Source organism: Alteromonas australica, assembly GCF_000730385.1.
Lineage (GTDB): Bacteria > Pseudomonadota > Gammaproteobacteria > Enterobacterales > Alteromonadaceae > Alteromonas > Alteromonas australica.
Genome location: NZ_CP008849.1, coordinates 510579 through 527864 on the forward strand (window position 1 = coordinate 510579; position 17286 = coordinate 527864).

The 17286-nt window shown below is 45.6% G+C and carries 16 protein-coding genes; 5 read left to right on the top strand and 11 right to left on the bottom strand.

The window, feature by feature from the left end; all coding sequences use genetic code 11:
- Positions 1 to 33 precede the first annotated feature (33 nt).
- Positions 34 to 1041: a tryptophan--tRNA ligase gene (gene trpS / locus EP13_RS02165; protein WP_044055773.1), complete on the bottom strand. Its 1008-nt coding sequence runs from the start codon at positions 1039 to 1041 to the stop codon at positions 34 to 36.
- Positions 1042 to 1060: 19 nt separating this feature from the next.
- Positions 1061 to 1738 carry a ribulose-phosphate 3-epimerase gene (rpe, locus tag EP13_RS02170; protein WP_044055774.1) on the bottom strand — a complete coding sequence of 226 codons (678 nt, stop codon included), beginning with the start codon at positions 1736 to 1738 and terminating at the stop codon, positions 1061 to 1063.
- Between the two features lie 407 nt (positions 1739 to 2145).
- Between rpe and EP13_RS02175 the strand changes: the two genes are divergently transcribed.
- The 3 genes from EP13_RS02175 (at position 2146) to EP13_RS02185 (ending at position 3519) form a co-directional block, all read left to right on the top strand.
- Positions 2146 to 2868, top strand: a complete 723-nt coding sequence (locus EP13_RS02175; RefSeq protein WP_044055775.1) for a TorF family putative porin — start codon at positions 2146 to 2148, stop codon at positions 2866 to 2868.
- A 135-nt stretch (positions 2869 to 3003) separates the two neighbouring features.
- Positions 3004 to 3312, top strand: a complete 309-nt coding sequence (locus tag EP13_RS02180) for a hypothetical protein (protein ID WP_044055776.1) — start codon at positions 3004 to 3006, stop codon at positions 3310 to 3312.
- Complete coding sequence (locus tag EP13_RS02185) at positions 3313 to 3519, top strand: DUF2970 domain-containing protein (protein ID WP_044055777.1); 207 nt, start codon at positions 3313 to 3315, stop codon at positions 3517 to 3519. It begins immediately after the preceding gene.
- A gap of 59 nt (positions 3520 to 3578) precedes the next feature.
- On the opposite strand, the gene EP13_RS02190 is transcribed toward EP13_RS02185, so the two are convergent.
- The 9 genes from EP13_RS02190 to pilM all read right to left on the bottom strand — a co-directional run bounded on the left by EP13_RS02190 (position 3579) and on the right by pilM (position 12614).
- Positions 3579 to 4499 (bottom strand): Dam family site-specific DNA-(adenine-N6)-methyltransferase, encoded by a 921-nt coding sequence (locus tag EP13_RS02190; protein ID WP_081869417.1) that lies wholly within the window; start codon positions 4497 to 4499, stop codon positions 3579 to 3581.
- A 213-nt stretch (positions 4500 to 4712) separates the two neighbouring features.
- Entirely contained in the window at positions 4713 to 6104 is a 1392-nt protein-coding gene (locus EP13_RS02195) for an SPOR domain-containing protein (RefSeq protein ID WP_044055778.1), read from the bottom strand.
- A gap of 75 nt (positions 6105 to 6179) precedes the next feature.
- Positions 6180 to 7244, bottom strand: coding sequence for a 3-dehydroquinate synthase (gene aroB, locus EP13_RS02200; RefSeq protein ID WP_044055779.1), 1065 nt, complete (start codon positions 7242 to 7244; stop codon positions 6180 to 6182).
- Between the two features lie 37 nt (positions 7245 to 7281).
- Positions 7282 to 7797, bottom strand: coding sequence for a shikimate kinase AroK (aroK, locus tag EP13_RS02205; protein WP_044055780.1), 516 nt, complete (start codon positions 7795 to 7797; stop codon positions 7282 to 7284).
- Positions 7798 to 8070: 273 nt separating this feature from the next.
- Positions 8071 to 9840, bottom strand: a complete 1770-nt coding sequence (locus EP13_RS02210; RefSeq protein WP_044055781.1) for a type IV pilus secretin PilQ — start codon at positions 9838 to 9840, stop codon at positions 8071 to 8073.
- The gene (locus tag EP13_RS02215; protein ID WP_044055784.1) at positions 9840 to 10370 is read right to left on the bottom strand and encodes a pilus assembly protein PilP; all 531 of its coding nucleotides are present in this window, start codon (positions 10368 to 10370) and stop codon (positions 9840 to 9842) included. The genes EP13_RS02210 and EP13_RS02215 overlap by 1 nt, the downstream gene beginning before the upstream one ends.
- Positions 10367 to 10978 (bottom strand): type IV pilus inner membrane component PilO, encoded by a 612-nt coding sequence (locus tag EP13_RS02220; RefSeq protein WP_044055785.1) that lies wholly within the window; start codon positions 10976 to 10978, stop codon positions 10367 to 10369. Before EP13_RS02220 ends, EP13_RS02215 begins: the two co-directional genes overlap by 4 nt.
- Entirely contained in the window at positions 10978 to 11559 is a 582-nt protein-coding gene (locus tag EP13_RS02225) for a PilN domain-containing protein (protein WP_044055786.1), read from the bottom strand. The genes EP13_RS02220 and EP13_RS02225 overlap by 1 nt, the downstream gene beginning before the upstream one ends.
- A complete protein-coding gene (gene pilM, locus EP13_RS02230; protein WP_044055788.1) occupies positions 11547 to 12614 on the bottom strand; it encodes a type IV pilus assembly protein PilM in 1068 nt (355 codons plus the stop codon). The genes EP13_RS02225 and pilM overlap by 13 nt, the downstream gene beginning before the upstream one ends.
- Before the next feature lie 139 nt (positions 12615 to 12753).
- Here pilM and EP13_RS02235 point away from each other — a divergent pair, with 139 nt between their 5' ends.
- Together EP13_RS02235 and EP13_RS02240 are read left to right on the top strand one after the other, a co-directional pair.
- Positions 12754 to 15411 carry a penicillin-binding protein 1A gene (locus tag EP13_RS02235; protein WP_044055789.1) on the top strand — a complete coding sequence of 886 codons (2658 nt, stop codon included), beginning with the start codon at positions 12754 to 12756 and terminating at the stop codon, positions 15409 to 15411.
- 69 nt (positions 15412 to 15480) lie between these two features.
- The gene (locus tag EP13_RS02240) at positions 15481 to 17172 is read left to right on the top strand and encodes an NAD-dependent malic enzyme (RefSeq protein ID WP_044055790.1); all 1692 of its coding nucleotides are present in this window, start codon (positions 15481 to 15483) and stop codon (positions 17170 to 17172) included.
- The last annotated feature ends 114 nt before the right edge of the window (positions 17173 to 17286 follow it).

The window sequence follows — 17286 nt, forward strand, 5'->3', positions numbered from 1 at the left end:
TCTAGCCTACAACGAGCTTTATGAATCAGCGTATTAAGGTTTAGGAATAAAGCCTACTGCTTCGTAAACCCGCTTTAAGGTATTTTCTGCACGGGCAGATGCTTTCTCAGCGCCACTTCGCATCACCTCGTTTAGGTAATCGCGGTTGTTTCGTAAATCGGCATAAGCTTCTTGAATTGGGGTAATAAGAGAAACCACCGCCTCAGCAACATCGCCTTTTAAGTGCCCATACATTTTATCTTCGTACTCTGGCACCAAACTATCGATAGATTTACCCGTCGATAGAGAGAGCAAGGTTAATAGGTTTGAAACACCGGCTTTTTCTTTTGGATCAAAGTAAATGTTAGCGTGTTCATCTGAGTCAGTCACCGCACGTTTAATCTTCTTGGTGATTTTCTTAGGATCTTCAAGCAAACCAATAAAGTTATTGGGATTATTGTCCGACTTAGACATTTTACGCTCTGGCTCTTGAAGGCTCATGATGCGCGCACCAAATTCTGGGATGTAAGGCTCAGGCAAGGTAAACACGTCGCCATAAAGGTTATTCATGCGCGTGGCGATGTCCCGGGTGAGTTCTAAATGCTGTTTTTGGTCTTCACCCACAGGCACCTTGTTCGCTTGGTATATTAAGATATCTGCGGCTTGCAATACGGGGTAGCTGTATAGCCCCACATTAATGTTATTTTCGTTTTTGGCTGATTTATCTTTAAACTGCGTCATGCGGTTAAGTTCGCCCATTTGCGCGTAGCAATTTAATACCCATGACAACTGTGCATGCTCGGGCACGTGAGATTGGACAAACAGGGTACTTTTCTGTGGGTCGATACCACAAGCGAGGTAAAGCGCGAGGCCATCTAAACACGCATCGTATAACTGCTTAGGATCTTGTCTTACTGTAATCGCGTGTAAATCAACGAGCATGTAAAGGCATTCATGGTCGTCTTGCATGGAAACCCACTGTTTAAGTGCACCCATGTAATTGCCCAGGGTTAATTGTCCAGAAGGCTGACAGCCACTCAATACAACGGGTTTATTACTCATAACATTTACCTGTAAAAAATTAGGCCTTATTAAGGCAAGATAATTCTGCGCGCATGTCATCAATCACGCGGCGATAATCGGGTTGGGAAAAAATGGCAGAGCCTGCCACAAACATATCTGCACCCGCTTCAGCTATGGCACGAATGTTATCGACTTTTACGCCACCGTCAATTTCTATTCGAATGTCTCTGCCACTTTCGTTAATTCGCTGCTTAACGGCTCTCACTTTGTCTAGGGTACTGGGAATAAATGCTTGCCCACCAAACCCCGGATTCACAGACATAATGAGAATGTGATGCAGTTTATCCATGACGTGATCTAAATAATGAAGGGGGGTAGCGGGGTTAAAGACTAACCCAGGTTGACACCCAGCATCTAAAATAAGTTGTAAAGAACGGTCTATATGTTCTGAAGCTTCTGGATGGAAGCTAATAAAACTGGCCCCGGCATCAGCAAATTTGCTAATAAGATCATCAACGGGTTTTACCATAAGGTGAACATCGATAGGGGCTTTAATGCCGTAGTTACGTAGTGCTTCACAAATCATAGGGCCAAAAGTGAGGTTTGGCACATAGTGGTTATCCATTACATCAAAGTGCACAACATCTGCACCAGCGTTAAGCACATTTTCTACCTCTTCGCCCAAGCGAGCAAAGTCAGCAGATAAAATAGAAGGCGCTATCCAATAGGGTTTCATTCTTATTCCTTAGTGCATGGTGCACACGACGATGTAACAAGAATGGGGAGTTTACCCAATTACCTGCAGTGAAAAAAGTAAACGAGAGGCTTTTATTCCTTTCCTTTGTTTTGCCACGCATCATTCCTACAGCTCTAGGTTTACTTTGTGGCACAGAGAAAGTCTGCCCTAAGATGGTGAGTGCGCTCATTTATGGTGCATTTTTATGCACTCATTTTGCGTCTTATTTCCGAAGTCTCTAATTGACCGATAATAATAATGCCGTAAATTCAATTGTTTAACATTATTTTTAACAAACTGGTCTAAGCGCCATAAATGGGCATCAGATTTGCTCTTCTCTAGCTAAATATAAGAAAAACAAGACAGAAAAACGTCAACAACAAGTTTAAATAGACTGGAGAACACACATGAAAGGGTCATTCAAAAAAGCCTTAATCGCAGTAGCATTAACAACAGCAGGCTTAACGGCTGCTGCACCTTCGTATGCAGAAATTACGGCTAACGCAAGTGTAACAAGCAACTATATCTGGCGTGGTCTTACACAAACAACAAACGATGCAGCGGTTCAAGGCGGTATCGACTACGCAAACGAAAGCGGCTTTTACGCAGGTACTTGGGTATCAAACGTAAACTATGGTGCCGACGATGTTTACTCTTACGAGCACGACCTCTATTTTGGTTTCTCAGGTGAGTCTGGCGATATCAGCTATGACGTGGGTTACCTATACTATAACTACGATGCTGAAGCAGAGTTCGATTTCGCGGAAGTCTATGGCTCAGTCGGCTTTGGCGGCTTAAGCGTCACACTTTCATTGCTTGCACACACAGAAGCTGATGAAGGCGAAGGGCGTGACTATGGTTTCGGTCAAGCGTCTTACATCTCTGTAGATTATGGCTTCCCAGTGCTTAATGGTGCAGAAGTGGGTATTCACGCTGGTTACCATCAAGGTGATTTCGCTGAAGACTTCAACGGTGTACCAGATGGCTATGTAGATTACGGTGTATCACTATCGAAAGACGGTTTCAGCTTCGCGATTACAGGTACAGACTTAGATGACTCTGGTGCTGATGCTTACGACAACGATTCAATCAAGTTTACCGTGGGTTACGCAGTAGACTTCGAACTGTAAGGGTTTTATTACCTTTAACCATTAACGTTGAGTAAAATGCCTAAGGTGAACGTCACCTTAGGCATTTTTTACTTGTTACTCATGTTTCTTTGGTTATAATAAGATTAAATTTTAAACGGGTTTAGAGATTTCAGGATGAAAGTTATCCCTTTTTTCGCACTATGTGGCGTGGTTGCTTTATTAAGTGTCGCCTTGTCGCCTCGCGGCAGCGTCAATGCTTCTGTGTGTGAATTTCAGCCTGTTACCGAATTTAACCCCAAGTTGCCTGCTAGTCACATTCAAAACCAATGCGCCCGGGCTAGAGAAGGCGTTACAGAAGTCAGTTGGTTCTCTTGGGTAGCGGGTAAATCTCCCTCTTTTCAATTTCATTTTTTGGATTTGCTAGAACTTCTTCATAATGATGATGGTGCTGGCGACTTCTCTTCCTCGTCTAGCGACAACTAAATGGCGAACCTGACCAAGTCATCTACAGGGTATGTGAATACGTTTGTCAGTGTACTTGCGAGTTTATTCGGTGTACAGAGTAGTGCGAACTACCAACGAGACTTCTCTCAGGGGCGGTTCATTCATTTTGTTGTGATAGGCGTAATACTCGTTGCGCTTTTTGTTGTAGGTTTACTTGCCTTGGTTAAGTGGCTGGTTGGCGCCTAGATTCCCTTGTTTTTAGCGGCTAGTTTTTTATTAGCACACGTATCCCAAGCTTGACTCGGTTACGGCTTAACGCTTTGTTCTTTTTTGTGATGTCCCATCACTTTTATCGCATTTTTTGATTTTACTTTTCCTACGGGGTTACCGCCGGTTTTCATTGCGCTTGGCGGGAAAAATGCGAGTATTTCATCTACCGGCTTACGGGTAGCACCGTTTTGACTGATTGAGCGCTTTACCGACAACATACTGAAGTCTGCCCCTTTATAGAGGTGGCGAGTAAAAGGTAAGTCGTGGTTTGAAATAAGTACGGGAATGCCACGCTTTTTCGATGTTTGCAACGCCAGTTCAGCTAATTTTTCTTGCGATGGCTGCCCAAAACTTCGTGCGGCATAGCTGGTAAAAGCGGCCGTTTTACTAATAGGCGCATAAGGAGGGTCGCAATAAATAACATTTCCTTTGCGGGCACGGCTAAATACTTTTTCGAAAGGCAGGCAGGTAAACGTGGCCTTTTGAGATTTTTCTGCAAAGAAAAACATCTCGTGTTCGGGAAAATAAGGTTTTTTATATCGCCCGAAGGGAACATTAAACTTGCCAGCAAGACTGTAGCGACACAAGCCGTTATAACCATGTCGGTTCAAATAAACAAACAAAATAGCGCGGTAATATTCGTCTTGAGTGGCGTTGAATTCTTCACGCAAGCTGTAATACATGGCCTCTTCGTTGTAACGGGGAGAGAAAAACGTGCTTATGTCGTTAATTAACGCGTCAGGCTGCGCTTTTAATAAATTGTACAGGTTGATGAGATCTGGGTTGATGTCATTTAGCAAATAGCGCGAAAATTGCGTATTTAGAAACACGGATCCCGCGCCCACAAACGGTTCAATGAGTTTGTTAGCTTGCGGTAACCTGGCCTGAATATGCTCTACCAGGCTGTACTTGCCACCGGCCCACTTTAAAAATGCCCGGTTTTTCTTCTGCATCATGCTAAAACGTTACTACCTGCACGGAAATCGACGAAAGGTCTCTCCGTTTCATGCCTAGATTGGCGAATTTCTGAGGAATGGCGCCAAATCTGGCAGTGCCACGCTAAACATAGATTGTATCTTCCCGCGCTACTAGGGACAACCTAGAATAGCGTTCGAGAGGGGTTTTCTTTTATCTAAGGCGGGTTCTAAAGTCGATGACATCGAGTGCAATTATGGCGTATTGCTACCTTGAGTGCTTTTAGCAACTTCTTCTAGCACTTGTGCGCCACCCTTAATGAAGGCGTCACTTTTGGTAGGGTAATCAGGCAGGTTTCTCATGGATTCTCTGGCTTCAGCAAGGCTATTCAATGGCCGATTAAAAATCATCACATACCAGTTGCCACCGTAGCGTTGTGTGGTGTAGACATGGGTAATGTCAGTAAGTTGGTGCGCGTCAATAAAGTTTTCTATGGCCGCTTTGTCAGCCATTCCCATCATTTGTACCACGTAGTGTTCGGGCTTAAGCCATTGGGCTATCGACGGGTACTGAGCGCTATGGGTAGCGCTATTATCATTGTCGCCAGCGACAATGTCTGATGGTTCTTCAAAAGAGGTAACCTTTGGCGTCTTTGGAGCGCTAGCCGCAGAGGCTGGGTTTTCTTGCGTATCCGAGGTAACTTGCTCGTCACCTTTTATTTCTGTGGTTGAGCTTTCAGTTTGAGCATTTAGGTTGCCAAGCGCTTGCTGCCAGTCAGTAATTAACGGTGATGCCGGCTGTGAAGGTGAACCGTCTGTGGTTTCCGATGCTTGGGGATTGACTTCATCGAGCTCATCATTCGCAAGGGGGGCTAATTTATCATAAGCGGAACCGGGAGCCACCATAGGAGCTTCAGGCGACGACGTGGTTTCGATGGGCTCAAACAAAGAGGAAATTGCACCGCCATATTGCCAGGCCACTAGCCCGCCAAAAGTGAGTAAAAAAACAATGCCCAACGCAATATATAGCCAAGGGGATGACAGAGGAATTTTGGTTGCTGCGGCCAAGGGGATCTTGCGTTTATCTAAATGCGCTTGAAAGGCCGCTCGTCGCTCAGCCATCATTTGATCGAGTTCAGACGCGGGTTTTTCTAACGAAATGGATTGGCTGCTAATTAACAAGGGTGTTTGGGTGTTTTTGGCGGGTAGCCATTGCTTTGCTTTTTCTGCCCACTGGGTTTGGGCAAATAGCAGAACATTCAAATGCTGTTTGTTGCCCGCAAAGCGGCTTTGCAAGACCAGGTCCCATAGCTCTTGCAGCAATTTGTCAGGGATGTGCTGTGCTTGTGTAATGGCAATCAATATGGGGCCGTCGAAATCATTGAGTGACGAAAGCAATTCATTCAATGGACGAACAAAGCTTCCAACCACCTGGCCGAGTAGTTGACGGCACAGTTGGCGACGATAGTCAGAAATGTCCATGTCTGCGTCGGCGGTGAGGTAGGCAATTTCTGTATCGTCGTGTTGTTGAAAAACGAAGGCTTCTAAGGTTTTCTGCTGTTCAGCAATAGAATCACCACTGATAAAAATCAGTTGTGATGAATAGTTAACCAGATATTCAAGACGTTCATGCAGTTCACTTTGCATGTCGTAAAGCCCCGTTGTTCGTTAGCCAAGTGCTAACCTTAGAAAAAGTGCGCTAATTCAAGCGCTAGGCTTGAATTAGAGAATGTTGGCCAGTATGTCGTTGGTCACGTCTTTTGTGACTATGGCAGTGCCCATGCCTTTAGGAAGTACAAAGCGAATATTTCCCGCCTCTACTTTCTTATCCCGTTTCATGTGCTTAACATAGTCGTCCATGCCCATACTGGATGGCCCTTCAACAGGTAACGAAAATGCACTCATCAAGGTACGTACGCGACGGGTTTCTGACGATGTAAACCAACCTAACTGCTCAGCAGCTAAACAAGCAAGGATAGTACCAGCTGCTACCGCTTCGCCATGAAGCCAGTTGCCATAGCCCTGTTCAGCTTCAATGGCGTGACCAAAAGTGTGACCTAAGTTTAGAATTGCGCGCAGCCCACCTTCTTTTTCATCTTTGGCTACCACTTCTGCTTTTATCTCGCAGCAACGTTTAATGGTGTCGCTTAATACATGGGTGTCTAGCGCTTTTAATGCGTCGATGTGCGTTTCTAACCATGCAAAGAATGGGGCATCGTAAATAATTCCGTATTTAATCACCTCAGCCATGCCGGCGGCAAACTCTCGCTCGGGTAAGGTCGTTAAAGAGTCTGTGTCAATTGCCACAAACACCGGCTGATAAAAGGCGCCAATCATGTTTTTGCCTAACGGGTGATTGACCGCGGTTTTCCCGCCTACAGAGGAGTCGACCTGGGATAGCAAGGTGGTGGGAACTTGGATGAAAGGCACGCCGCGTTGATAGGTCGCTGCCACAAAACCGCAAAGATCCCCTATAACACCGCCGCCAAGGGCTATAAGCGTGGTGTCGCGGGCAGCGTTGAGTTCTAGTAATCGCGTCATGACCACTTCAAACTGAGCGAGGTTTTTGTGCTGTTCGCCATCAGGAAGCACGATGGTTTCAACCCGAACGTCACCGCAAGCGCGTTTGGCTTTTTCTAAATAGAGAGGCGCAACCGTTTCGTTTGTGACGATGACGGCTAAAGGCCCTTTGATGTACGACGCAAAAAGGCCGGATTGCGATAACAACCCAGCCTCAATATGTATAGGATAGCTACGTTCTCCAAGTTCCACAGTTAAGGTTGACATGGGCGCAGCACCTCCTAAAAATATTTTTGTTAGCTAATTAAAGACCAATTTTACTGATGATTTGGTTCGCAACAGCGCGAGCGGATTGGTCATCGGTATCCACGACATAATCTGCTACTTCTTCGTACAAAGGGTTACGAAGGTCTGCAAGATCGCGAAGTACTTGTTCAGGATCGTTATTTTGCAGTAATGGACGACGCTTATCACGCTGTGTACGAGCAACTTGTTTGTCGATAGTCGTTTGAAGGTAAACCACAATACCACGAGCAGACAAGCGATTGCGCACGGCTTTCGTTACAATCGAGCCACCACCAGTAGCAAGCACAATACCTTGCTTATCGGTTAGGTCATTGATAACGGTTTCTTCACGTTTGCGGAACCCGTCTTCACCTTCTAGATCAAAAATCCAGGCAATATCAGCCCCAGTACGGCGCTCTATTTCCTGATCGGAATCATAAAAGTCTAGGTGAAGTTCGTCTGCTAGGTGTCTACCAATGGTGCTTTTACCAGCGCCCATAGGCCCAACCAAAAAGATATTACGTTTTTCAGCCATATTTGCTTATATCACAACTTAATCATGTTAGGGGCAGTGCACTGTTGCCTTACCAGCCTACCCATTGACTCGTGCCTATTTAGTGTCCAATAAGCACCACTCCTTAAACCTCGCTTAAATTTCGAGAGCGCGATTATCTCAGTTTCTCGCAAGGGGTTGCAAGTATTGTTGAAAACTATTAGCCCTAATATGGGAAAAACACCCGCTGAGTTCGCAAATTAGCCGTGAGGAAGTTGCCGTAGAATGTTGTTTATTTCTATGATTTTCAATTTGTTACGGTCTTTCCATGACAATTTTCGGTGTCACGAAAATAAGTAATTCTCGTTTTTCTTGAAGGACAGAAGTATTGCGAAATAATGCGCCGACCAGAGGCAAATCGCCAAAAACAGGCACTTTCGTCACGCCATCTGAGCTGGTTTGCTGAAATATACCCCCTAAAACGATGGTCTCACCATTCTCTACCAGCACTTGAGTTTTGATCTCTTGCGTATCAATGGCGACTGCTTCGCCGGTGGAGGTAGAGACGGTTTCACCGCGGGTATCTTGGGTGACTACTAAATCTAAAATAATACGGTTGTCCGGGGTGATATGCGGCGTAACTTTGAGTGATAACACGGCTTTTTTGAACTCTACTGAGGTGGCACCACTCGATGTGGCTTGAACATAGGGAATTTCAGTACCTTGTTCAATGTACGCTTCCTGCTGATTGGCCACAGTAATTCGTGGGCTAGCGATAATTTCGCCTTTGTTCTCAGATTCCAATGCAGATAACTCTAAATCCAAAATAGTGCCATCAATTAAGCTGGCTATTTGAAAGCCGATGGTACCTGCCGCTCCCGAAACAGGTAAATTGACGTTGAGTCTATCATCAATACTCGGCACCACACCGCTCGCAATGGTGTCCGCCCCTTCTAAACTACCTGAAACGCCATTGTCGTCTTGTCTATCACTGAACCCCCATCTAACACCGAGTTGCTCGTCGACATTATCAAGTACAGTGACCATACGGCTTTCTATGAGCACTTGTTTCACTGGGATATCAAGAGCATCAATCATCTTCCGTGCTTGATCAATGGATAATAGGGTATCGCGAATTAATAGCGTATTGGTTCTTTCATCTACAGTAACCGCGCCTCGGTCAGATAAAATCCCGCCTTCGGGAGATTTCAATATGCTGGCGAGGGAAGCCGCTTTAGCGTAGTTAACCGAGATGTTGACCGTGTGCAAGGGCGCTAAATCAGAGACTTGCTTTTTAGATTGCAGCGCTTGCGTTTCTCTGGCCATTAATTCTTCGGTAGGGGCAATCAGTAAAATGTTTCCTTCTAGGCGTTTATCTAAGCCTCTTACACGAAGGATCATATCTAGCGCTTGATCCCAAGGCACGCCTGATAGACTAATAGTGACGTTTCCATTTACCGTGTCAGTGGTCACTAAATTGAAGTTATTGACCTGAGCTATTATTTGAAGCACTTGGCGTACGGGGACATCTTGGAAGTCTAATGAGATAGGCTTGCCGGTATATTTGGCTTCGTTTTCTAGTAGGTCTTGTTGCGCCTGCGACATAGGCTGCACTTCCACACGCAATAATCCGTCATTTACCGTATGACGTGCCAAAACGGCACCTTGGTAGCGAATTTCGATACGGGTATTTTCACCGTCTTGAAACGTCTCTATGGCAGTCACCGGCGTAGCAAACTCAACCACGTTAAGTTCCACTAATTGATCGTCATCTAATTGAGTATTGGCAAGGGTGACGGTTACTTTGCCCTGCGACTCAATTAATTGCGCAGAAGTTGATGATTCAGAGAGAGATACCAAGATAACCCCGGTACTGTCGGCATCGCGAGTAAAATCTATCTGTGTCACTCGACCCTGCGACGATAAATCAAGGCGTTGTTGCGGATCAAGGAGGCGCTGCTGTGCCGCCAGAGTTAGGCCACTGAAAAGAGAAAATAGACACAGAGTAAAAGCCACAATAGCCAGCCAGTACCATGGATTTTTTCGACGGTTTAAGGATTTATTAAAAATATAACGCTCAGCCATTATTGTTCTCCTGCCATTGACGCTAAGGTCAATGTCGCTTCTTTTTTCTGCCAGCAGCCGGCTCCATCTGGCAGTAACTGCTCTATTATTAGTGTCGTTTTATTAATGTGCTTTAATGTGCCGTAAAATAATCCAATTCGGCTGCCCCGTTGGGCTTTGTGTAAAACACCGTCATTGCTTTGTATCAGCGCCCAATCTACGCCGTTAGCGGAAAATTGCCCGGAAAAGCTCAATGCATCTAACCCATAAGCTTCTAGTGCTTGTTTAGAGCGCGAAAAATCAGGCTGCAAACAACTGCCTTGTGGAACCTTTAGTGTAGGCGCGGTTTTATCTTTTGGGCGTACAAAGGGGCTGCGAAGGGAGTGCGCGTCGTAACTAAACGACGGGTGCGACTTAAACTCTGGATAGGGTTCAATGTGCACAACGGCTGACGCTTTTACCTGCGCAGTATAGGCTTTGAGGTCGTCAAGCTGAGGTGAGCACCCACCCAGCAAAATACACACTACCAACGCATACTTTTGTAGGTTCATGGCGTCACTCCACGATTAGGCGAGCTATTTTCAGAGCGATACGTTTTGGCTTGTAGTTGTAGGCTTAAACCCGATGATGTTTGGGTCATTGAAAAGTCGTGAAGGGTGACAATACGAGGCAAATCAGCCACTTTGGAAACAAATTCACCAAAGTTGTGATAGCCACCAGAAACTTCCATTTCTATGGGAAGTTCAGTGTAAAACTCTTTGGGCACTTCTTTTTGCCAGTTTAGCAACTCAAAGGTCAGTCCTGACGTGGTGCCCGCAAACGTAATATCATCAAGCAGACCCGGAGTTTCATTGTTGGTGGGCAAACTTTTTAGCATCGATGAGAAGTCTTTTTCTATTCGCGCCAGTTGCGCCTTGTACGCTGATAAATTCACTGCGATGCGATACTTAGCTTCAAATTGCAATTTCAGTTGCTCTTCTTTTAATTCTGCCGCATCCAATATGGGAAGTTTTGGACTGACAATTAAAAAATAGCAGAGGGTGGCTACCAATAGGGCCACAAACAAGCCAACAACAATTCGAATTTCTTTTGGCCAGATGGCCACCTGATCAAATTCTAGTTCGTTGAGCTCTTTTAATTTACTAAAATCAAACGCCATTATTTCTGTCCTTCATTGATGGCCACTTTGGGTGGTGCGACAGTGGGACTTATCATAAACGTCAGGGTGAAGTGATTGATGGCTCTTGATGTGGCAGAGTCAGCTTTAATAGAAGAGAGTTCTGGATTGATAAACACGGAAGACATTTCTAGTCTTCTCATAAAATCTGACAAATGGTTGTTCGAGTCACTGGTGCCTTCAATTTTTATATGATTCCCGGTGCGCTGCATTACACGAAATGACACACCAGCGGGAACCAGTCGCGCTAATTCATCAAAAACAATAGGTGATACATTTCGGCTGGCTTGCAGTTGCTCGATGAGCACCATACGTTGCTCGATGGCGTTTTTGCTTTCTTTTATTTTTTGAATTTCAGCAATTTGCGCGTCAAGCAGGGATATTTCTCGCTGTAAGTACTGATTTCGCGTGTTTTGGTGGCTAACCGCTTGGTCGATGGCTTGCCCTATAAACCAAAACACAAGCCCAACGATAGCTGCGGTAGCGACCAGCCCCGCCAGATATTGCTGCTTCTGATATTGGCGTTGCTTCTCACGCCAAGGGAGTAAGTTTACATATGCCATGTAGTAAAACTCCGGCTTGCTAGGCCAGCGGCAATGGCGAGTTGGGGGGCAATACGAGTCAAGCGCGCTGCATCTAATTTGTCACTGATTTTCATGGTTGAAAAAGGGTTGAAGGCTTCAATGTCCAGTGCCAAATCTTGTTGCAGAATATCAATAAGGGGAGTGATGGTTGCTGCCCCACCTGTCATTAGCAGTTTGGCGGGGCGTTCAGCATGCAGCGTTGACATATACATTTGCAACGCGCGATTGATATTTTGTTGTAAGTTGGCAGCAAAGAGGGGCAGAGTGTCGTCTTTCCACTGTTCAGAAAGGGTACCTTCTAAGAGTTGCCTTTCAACGTCGTCTCTCTCAATCATATGAATGGCACTAATGTCGTTAATTAGCTGGTTGAGCCCGAATCCATGCTCTTTGTTGTAAACCACTTCGCCGTGATGGACAACACACACTTGCAGTAAAGACGCGCCAATATTTATACAGCAAATGGGTTGGTCTTGCGCGCCACTTGTATAAAAATAGTCAATTGCGTTGCCAAGCGCGAAATTTTCGACATCCACGACCTTGGGTTCGAAGTTCGCTTCTCTTGCTAATAGCAAACGACTGTCCACAAGCTCTTTATGTGCTGCAGTTAACAGAACATTGATTTTTCCAGCGTATGCTTCGCTTGGGCCGAGCTCTTCGAAATCCAAATAAACCTCTTCTATCGGATAAGGAATCAGGCTGTCGGCCTCTATTTCAATTTGGCTTTCCAGTTCATGGTCGTTCTGTTCGGGTGACATATGCACCACTTTATTAATGACAGAACTACCTGCTACCGCCACACACGCATGCTTCAACTTAGTTTTCAGGCTACTTCTTACTTTTTTCAACGCTAAACTAACCGCTTCGTAATCCTTAATATCACGTTCAGAAAATGCGGTTTTACTGATAGACTCACAGGCATAACCTTGTAAAACGAAACCGTCACTAGATTGTTCTATCCACACTGCTTTTATTTGACGCGTACCTATATCTAGACCCACGATGGGAGGTAGCTTTTTCTTGAACAGTGATTTCATTAACAAGTGTCCGGTTTCAAAGGTAGTTGCTCTAAAGTACAATATTACTTAATTTTTTTTCTAAGTATGGTTCTATAGAAAACACATACGTATGAAAATATACGTCATATCCACAAAAATGCCTTGGTAATCGTAAACAGTGAAGTTCATTAAACCGCTTTTGTTATTCGTTTTTCTTTCTGGCCTACTTGGTTGTGCTGCACTTGTGGGTATCTACTTTTATATCAAACCAGACCTACCTAGTGTCACTGTACTGAAGGACGTTCGTCTCCAAACCCCCATGCAAATTTACACCAACGATGGAAAATTGATTTCCCAATACGGTGTGAAACGACGGATCCCCGTTAAACTTGATGAAGTGCCCGAACAATTAATCCACGCTATTTTGGCCACTGAAGATAGCCGTTTTTACGAACACCACGGAATAGACCCTATAGGTATCGCCCGAGCCGCGGTGAGTTTGTTGCTAACGGGAGAAAAAAAGCAGGGCGCAAGTACGCTGACTATGCAGCTAGCGAGAGGGTTCTTTTTAACTAGAGAAAAAACCTACATCCGTAAAGTTAAAGAGATCTTTATCGCTTGGCACATGGAGCAGGTACTTACAAAAGAAGAAATATTAGAGCTGTACCTTAATAAAGTAGAGCTAGGCCATCGTTCTTTTGGATTTGGTGCCGCCGCACAGGTCTATTACGGCAAGCCGCTGACAGAGTTAACGTTAGCGCAAATTGCTACTATTGCGGGTTTGCCTAAAGCGCCTTCGGTACTGAACCCTATTAGCGGCCCTGAACGTTCTGTTGAGCGTCGACGTGTTGTGCTGTTACGTATGCTTGATGAAAACTATATTACACAGCAAGAGTTTGAAGAGGCTGCGAGTATGCCGGTAACGGCAAAAAAGCATGGCGCAGAAATAGAAGTAGACGCGCCCTATCTTGCTGACATTATTTATAACGAGATGGTGGAAATATACGGCAAGGAAGAGGCTGAAACGGGGGGGTATCAGGTGTACGCTACTGCCACATCAGATATGCAATTAGCTGCACAAAAAGCGGTAGTAAGAAACCTCCATGATTACGATGAACGTCACGGTTATAAAGGGCCTCTAGGTTACCTCTTCAATGCGCCAGAGGTTAACGAAGGTGATGATCCACTACCGACTTTAAATTTAAGTTTTGATATTAGCGATAAGCAGACACCAAGCGACTGGACAGAGGACGGGTTCTTACGGGTACTAAGAGAAGTGCCTTATATTAAGCCCTTAGTGCCAGCTGTGGTGACAGGAATGAGCGAGCAATCCATTACTGTTTTTGATGTTAATGGCAACACCCGTACCATTGAATGGGCCGGGTTAGATTGGGCAAGACGCTACATAACAGACTTTAGGCAAAGTAACGAACCAGAAGTCGCCGCAGATATCACCCAGCCCGGTGCCGTTATTTATATTCGTGAGCAAGAAGGCCAATGGCGAATTTCTCAGTTACCCGAAGTCAGTGGTGCTTTTATTGCGTTAAACCCTAAAAATGGCGCGGTTGAAGCAGTTGTGGGCGGCTACAGCTTTTATCAAAGTCAATTTAATCGAGCAACACAAGCAAAACGGCAAGTGGGTTCAAACATCAAGCCTTTTGTTTATTCCGCAGCCATCGACAGTGGCTATACCCTTGCTAGTATTATTAATGATGCCCCTATCAATCAGTGGAACGCCGCCACCGGAGTGGCGTGGCGACCGCAAAATTCACCCGCGGAATATGATGGCCCTATTCGCATGCGCAAAGCACTGGGTAAATCTAAAAACGTGGTGTCGGTACGCTTGCTCAGAGGCGTGGGTTTACGTAATACCGTTGATTACCTAACACGATTTGGTTTTGATGCCGATGACATTCCTTTAGATGAAACCGTGTCTTTGGGCTCGAGCTCGCATACACCGCTCGAAGTGGTGAGAGGGATGGCTGTTATTGCAAATGGTGGCTACCTTGTGAACCCGCACTTTATTAGCAAAGTGTTGGATGAAAATGGCACCGAACTGTGGAAAGCAAACCCTGTTTGGGCTTGTGAGGCCTGCACTAAAGGTGTAGCGCCTGATAATACGTTGGATGAGAACGAAGAAGCTGATATTGAAGCGCTTCTTGAAGCCCAGCTAAATCAAGATGTGACCTTGGCCGAAGGGCCGCAAGAGGATAAGCCCATTGCGCCTCAAGTTATTACGCCACAAAATGCCTTTTTAGTGGCGGAAATGATGCGTACAGCGGTTCGAGCCAATGGTAACTGGAACAAGAAAACTTACTGGTTAGGCACCGGATGGCGTGCACGTAATATTTTGCAGCGTACGGATATTGCGGGAAAAACCGGTACGACTAACGATTCTCGAGATACTTGGTTTAGTGGCTTTCATAAAGACATCGTTGCAACCGCCTGGGTGGGTTTCGATAACATGGGCCGTCAACTGGGCAGAGCCACCCGTAATCAGAATTTAGTCAACCGCAACCCTGAGAAGTTTAACTGGATAGGTAACGCATTAATTGGCACCGAAGATGGGGCGAAAGCAGCCGGCCCAGCGTGGATCCGCTTTATGCAGTATGCCCTGGCGGATAAACCGCATTCGCCAATGCCGGTACCGGAAAAAATTGTGCGAATTCGGATTGATCGTACCAGTGGGAAGTTGACCCGCAGGACAGACCATACGACACTATTCGAATATTTTCTGCAAGGCACTGAACCCAAGTCGTACGTGAGAGATGACGAGGTTATTGACCCTGCTGAAAAGAACACTGTCACTCGGCCTGAGCCGGAAGAAATATTTTAGTACAGCGTGTGTGATAAACACGCGCTAGAGGCTCGGGCAAAATTGCCTAAATACTCAGTCGGATTACCCATGTCAGAAGATACACAGCGATATCTCTATATTCCCCACTCGGGGCCTTCACTACTTGAAACGCCTTTGCTTAATAAAGGCAGCGCGTTTACCGCCCGAGAAAGGGCGGCTTTCAACCTAACAGGTTTGGTTCCCCCTCGTTACGAAACTATTGAGGAGCAAGTGGAACGCGCCTACATGCAATACAGTAGTTTTGATGAAACCCTTAATAAACATATTTATCTTCGGGCTATTCAAGATAATAACGAAACTTTGTTTTACCGTCTTATTCAGAAGCATATAGATGAAATGATGCCAATTATCTATACGCCTACCGTTGGTGACGCGTGCGAGCAGTTTTCTGATATCTATCGCAGTTCGCGAGGTTTGTTTGTGTCGTGGGAAGAGCGCCACCAACTCGACGATATTGTACGAAATGCCACAAAACGTAAGGTGAAAGTGATTGTCGTGACCGATGGGGAACGCATACTCGGGCTTGGCGATCAGGGTATTGGGGGTATGGGCATCCCTATCGGAAAGCTTTCTTTGTATACCGCATGCGGTGGCATCAGCCCAGCGTATACGCTGCCGGTTATGTTAGACGTGGGCACAAATAATGAAAAGCTCTTGAATGATCCCATGTACATGGGCGCACGTCATCCAAGAATTGGGCAAGAAGACTACGACGAATTCGTTGACATGTTTATTAACGCGGTTAAACGTCGTTGGCCAGATGTCATGATTCAGTTTGAAGACTTTGCACAGCCCAATGCAATGCCGCTACTCAATCGCTATCGTAACAAAGTGTGCTGCTTCAACGATGACATACAAGGTACTGCAGCCGTAACCCTTGGTACTATTTTGGCGGCGTGCCGAATGAAGAAGCAGCGCCTGAGTGAAATGAATGTGGCCTTTGTTGGCGCAGGTTCAGCAGGCTGTGGCATAGCGGAAATGCTAATACAGCAAATGGTGTATGAAGGTATTAGCGATAGTCAGGCACGCAAACAAGTGTTCATGGTGGATAGGTTCGGTTTGTTAACTGAAGGCATGGAGGGATTAAGAGACTTTCAGCAGCGCCTTCAACAGAGCTCGTCAGATTTAGCGGACTGGACGTTTAGCGGCGATTACCCGTCTCTGCTTGATGTCATGAACTGTGCTAAACCAGATGTACTTATCGGGGTTTCGGGTCAGCCTGGGCTCTTTACCGAGCAAGTGATTCGAGCTATGAAGCAAAATTGTGAATTGCCCATCATATTCCCATTAAGTAATCCATCCCGTCAGGTTGAAGCCCGACCAGAGCAAGTGATTGAATGGACAGATGGTGAGGTAGTTATTGCCACAGGTAGCCCTTTCAAGCCGGTTGAATATAAAGGAAGAGTTTTTGCCATAGCGCAATGCAACAATGCGTATATTTTCCCGGGCATTGGATTGGGTGTGGTTGCAGCAAAAGCGAAGCTGATTAGCGACGAAATGTTAATGGCTGCAAGTAATGCGTTAGCCGATGCATCCCCTATGGTTAATACAGGGGAGGGCGCGTTGTTGCCGCCACTGGAAGCCATTGCTCAAATTAGTCGAGATATTGCTTTTGCAGTGGCCAAAGTAGCCATGGCACAAGGGCTAGCACTAGAGCTTTCAGATGAGGCGCTCAAGCAAAGTATTGAACGAAATTTTTGGAAAGCGGAGTATCGCCCTTACAAGCGGGTTAGCATTTAAGCCTACGTTCCCCATAACCTCGAAAAAGCAGCTTTACGCTGCTTTTTTTGTGTCTATTGTGGCCCACCACTTTTTACATTTATTTGTAGTTTTTACTATGCTGCGTAAATAAGT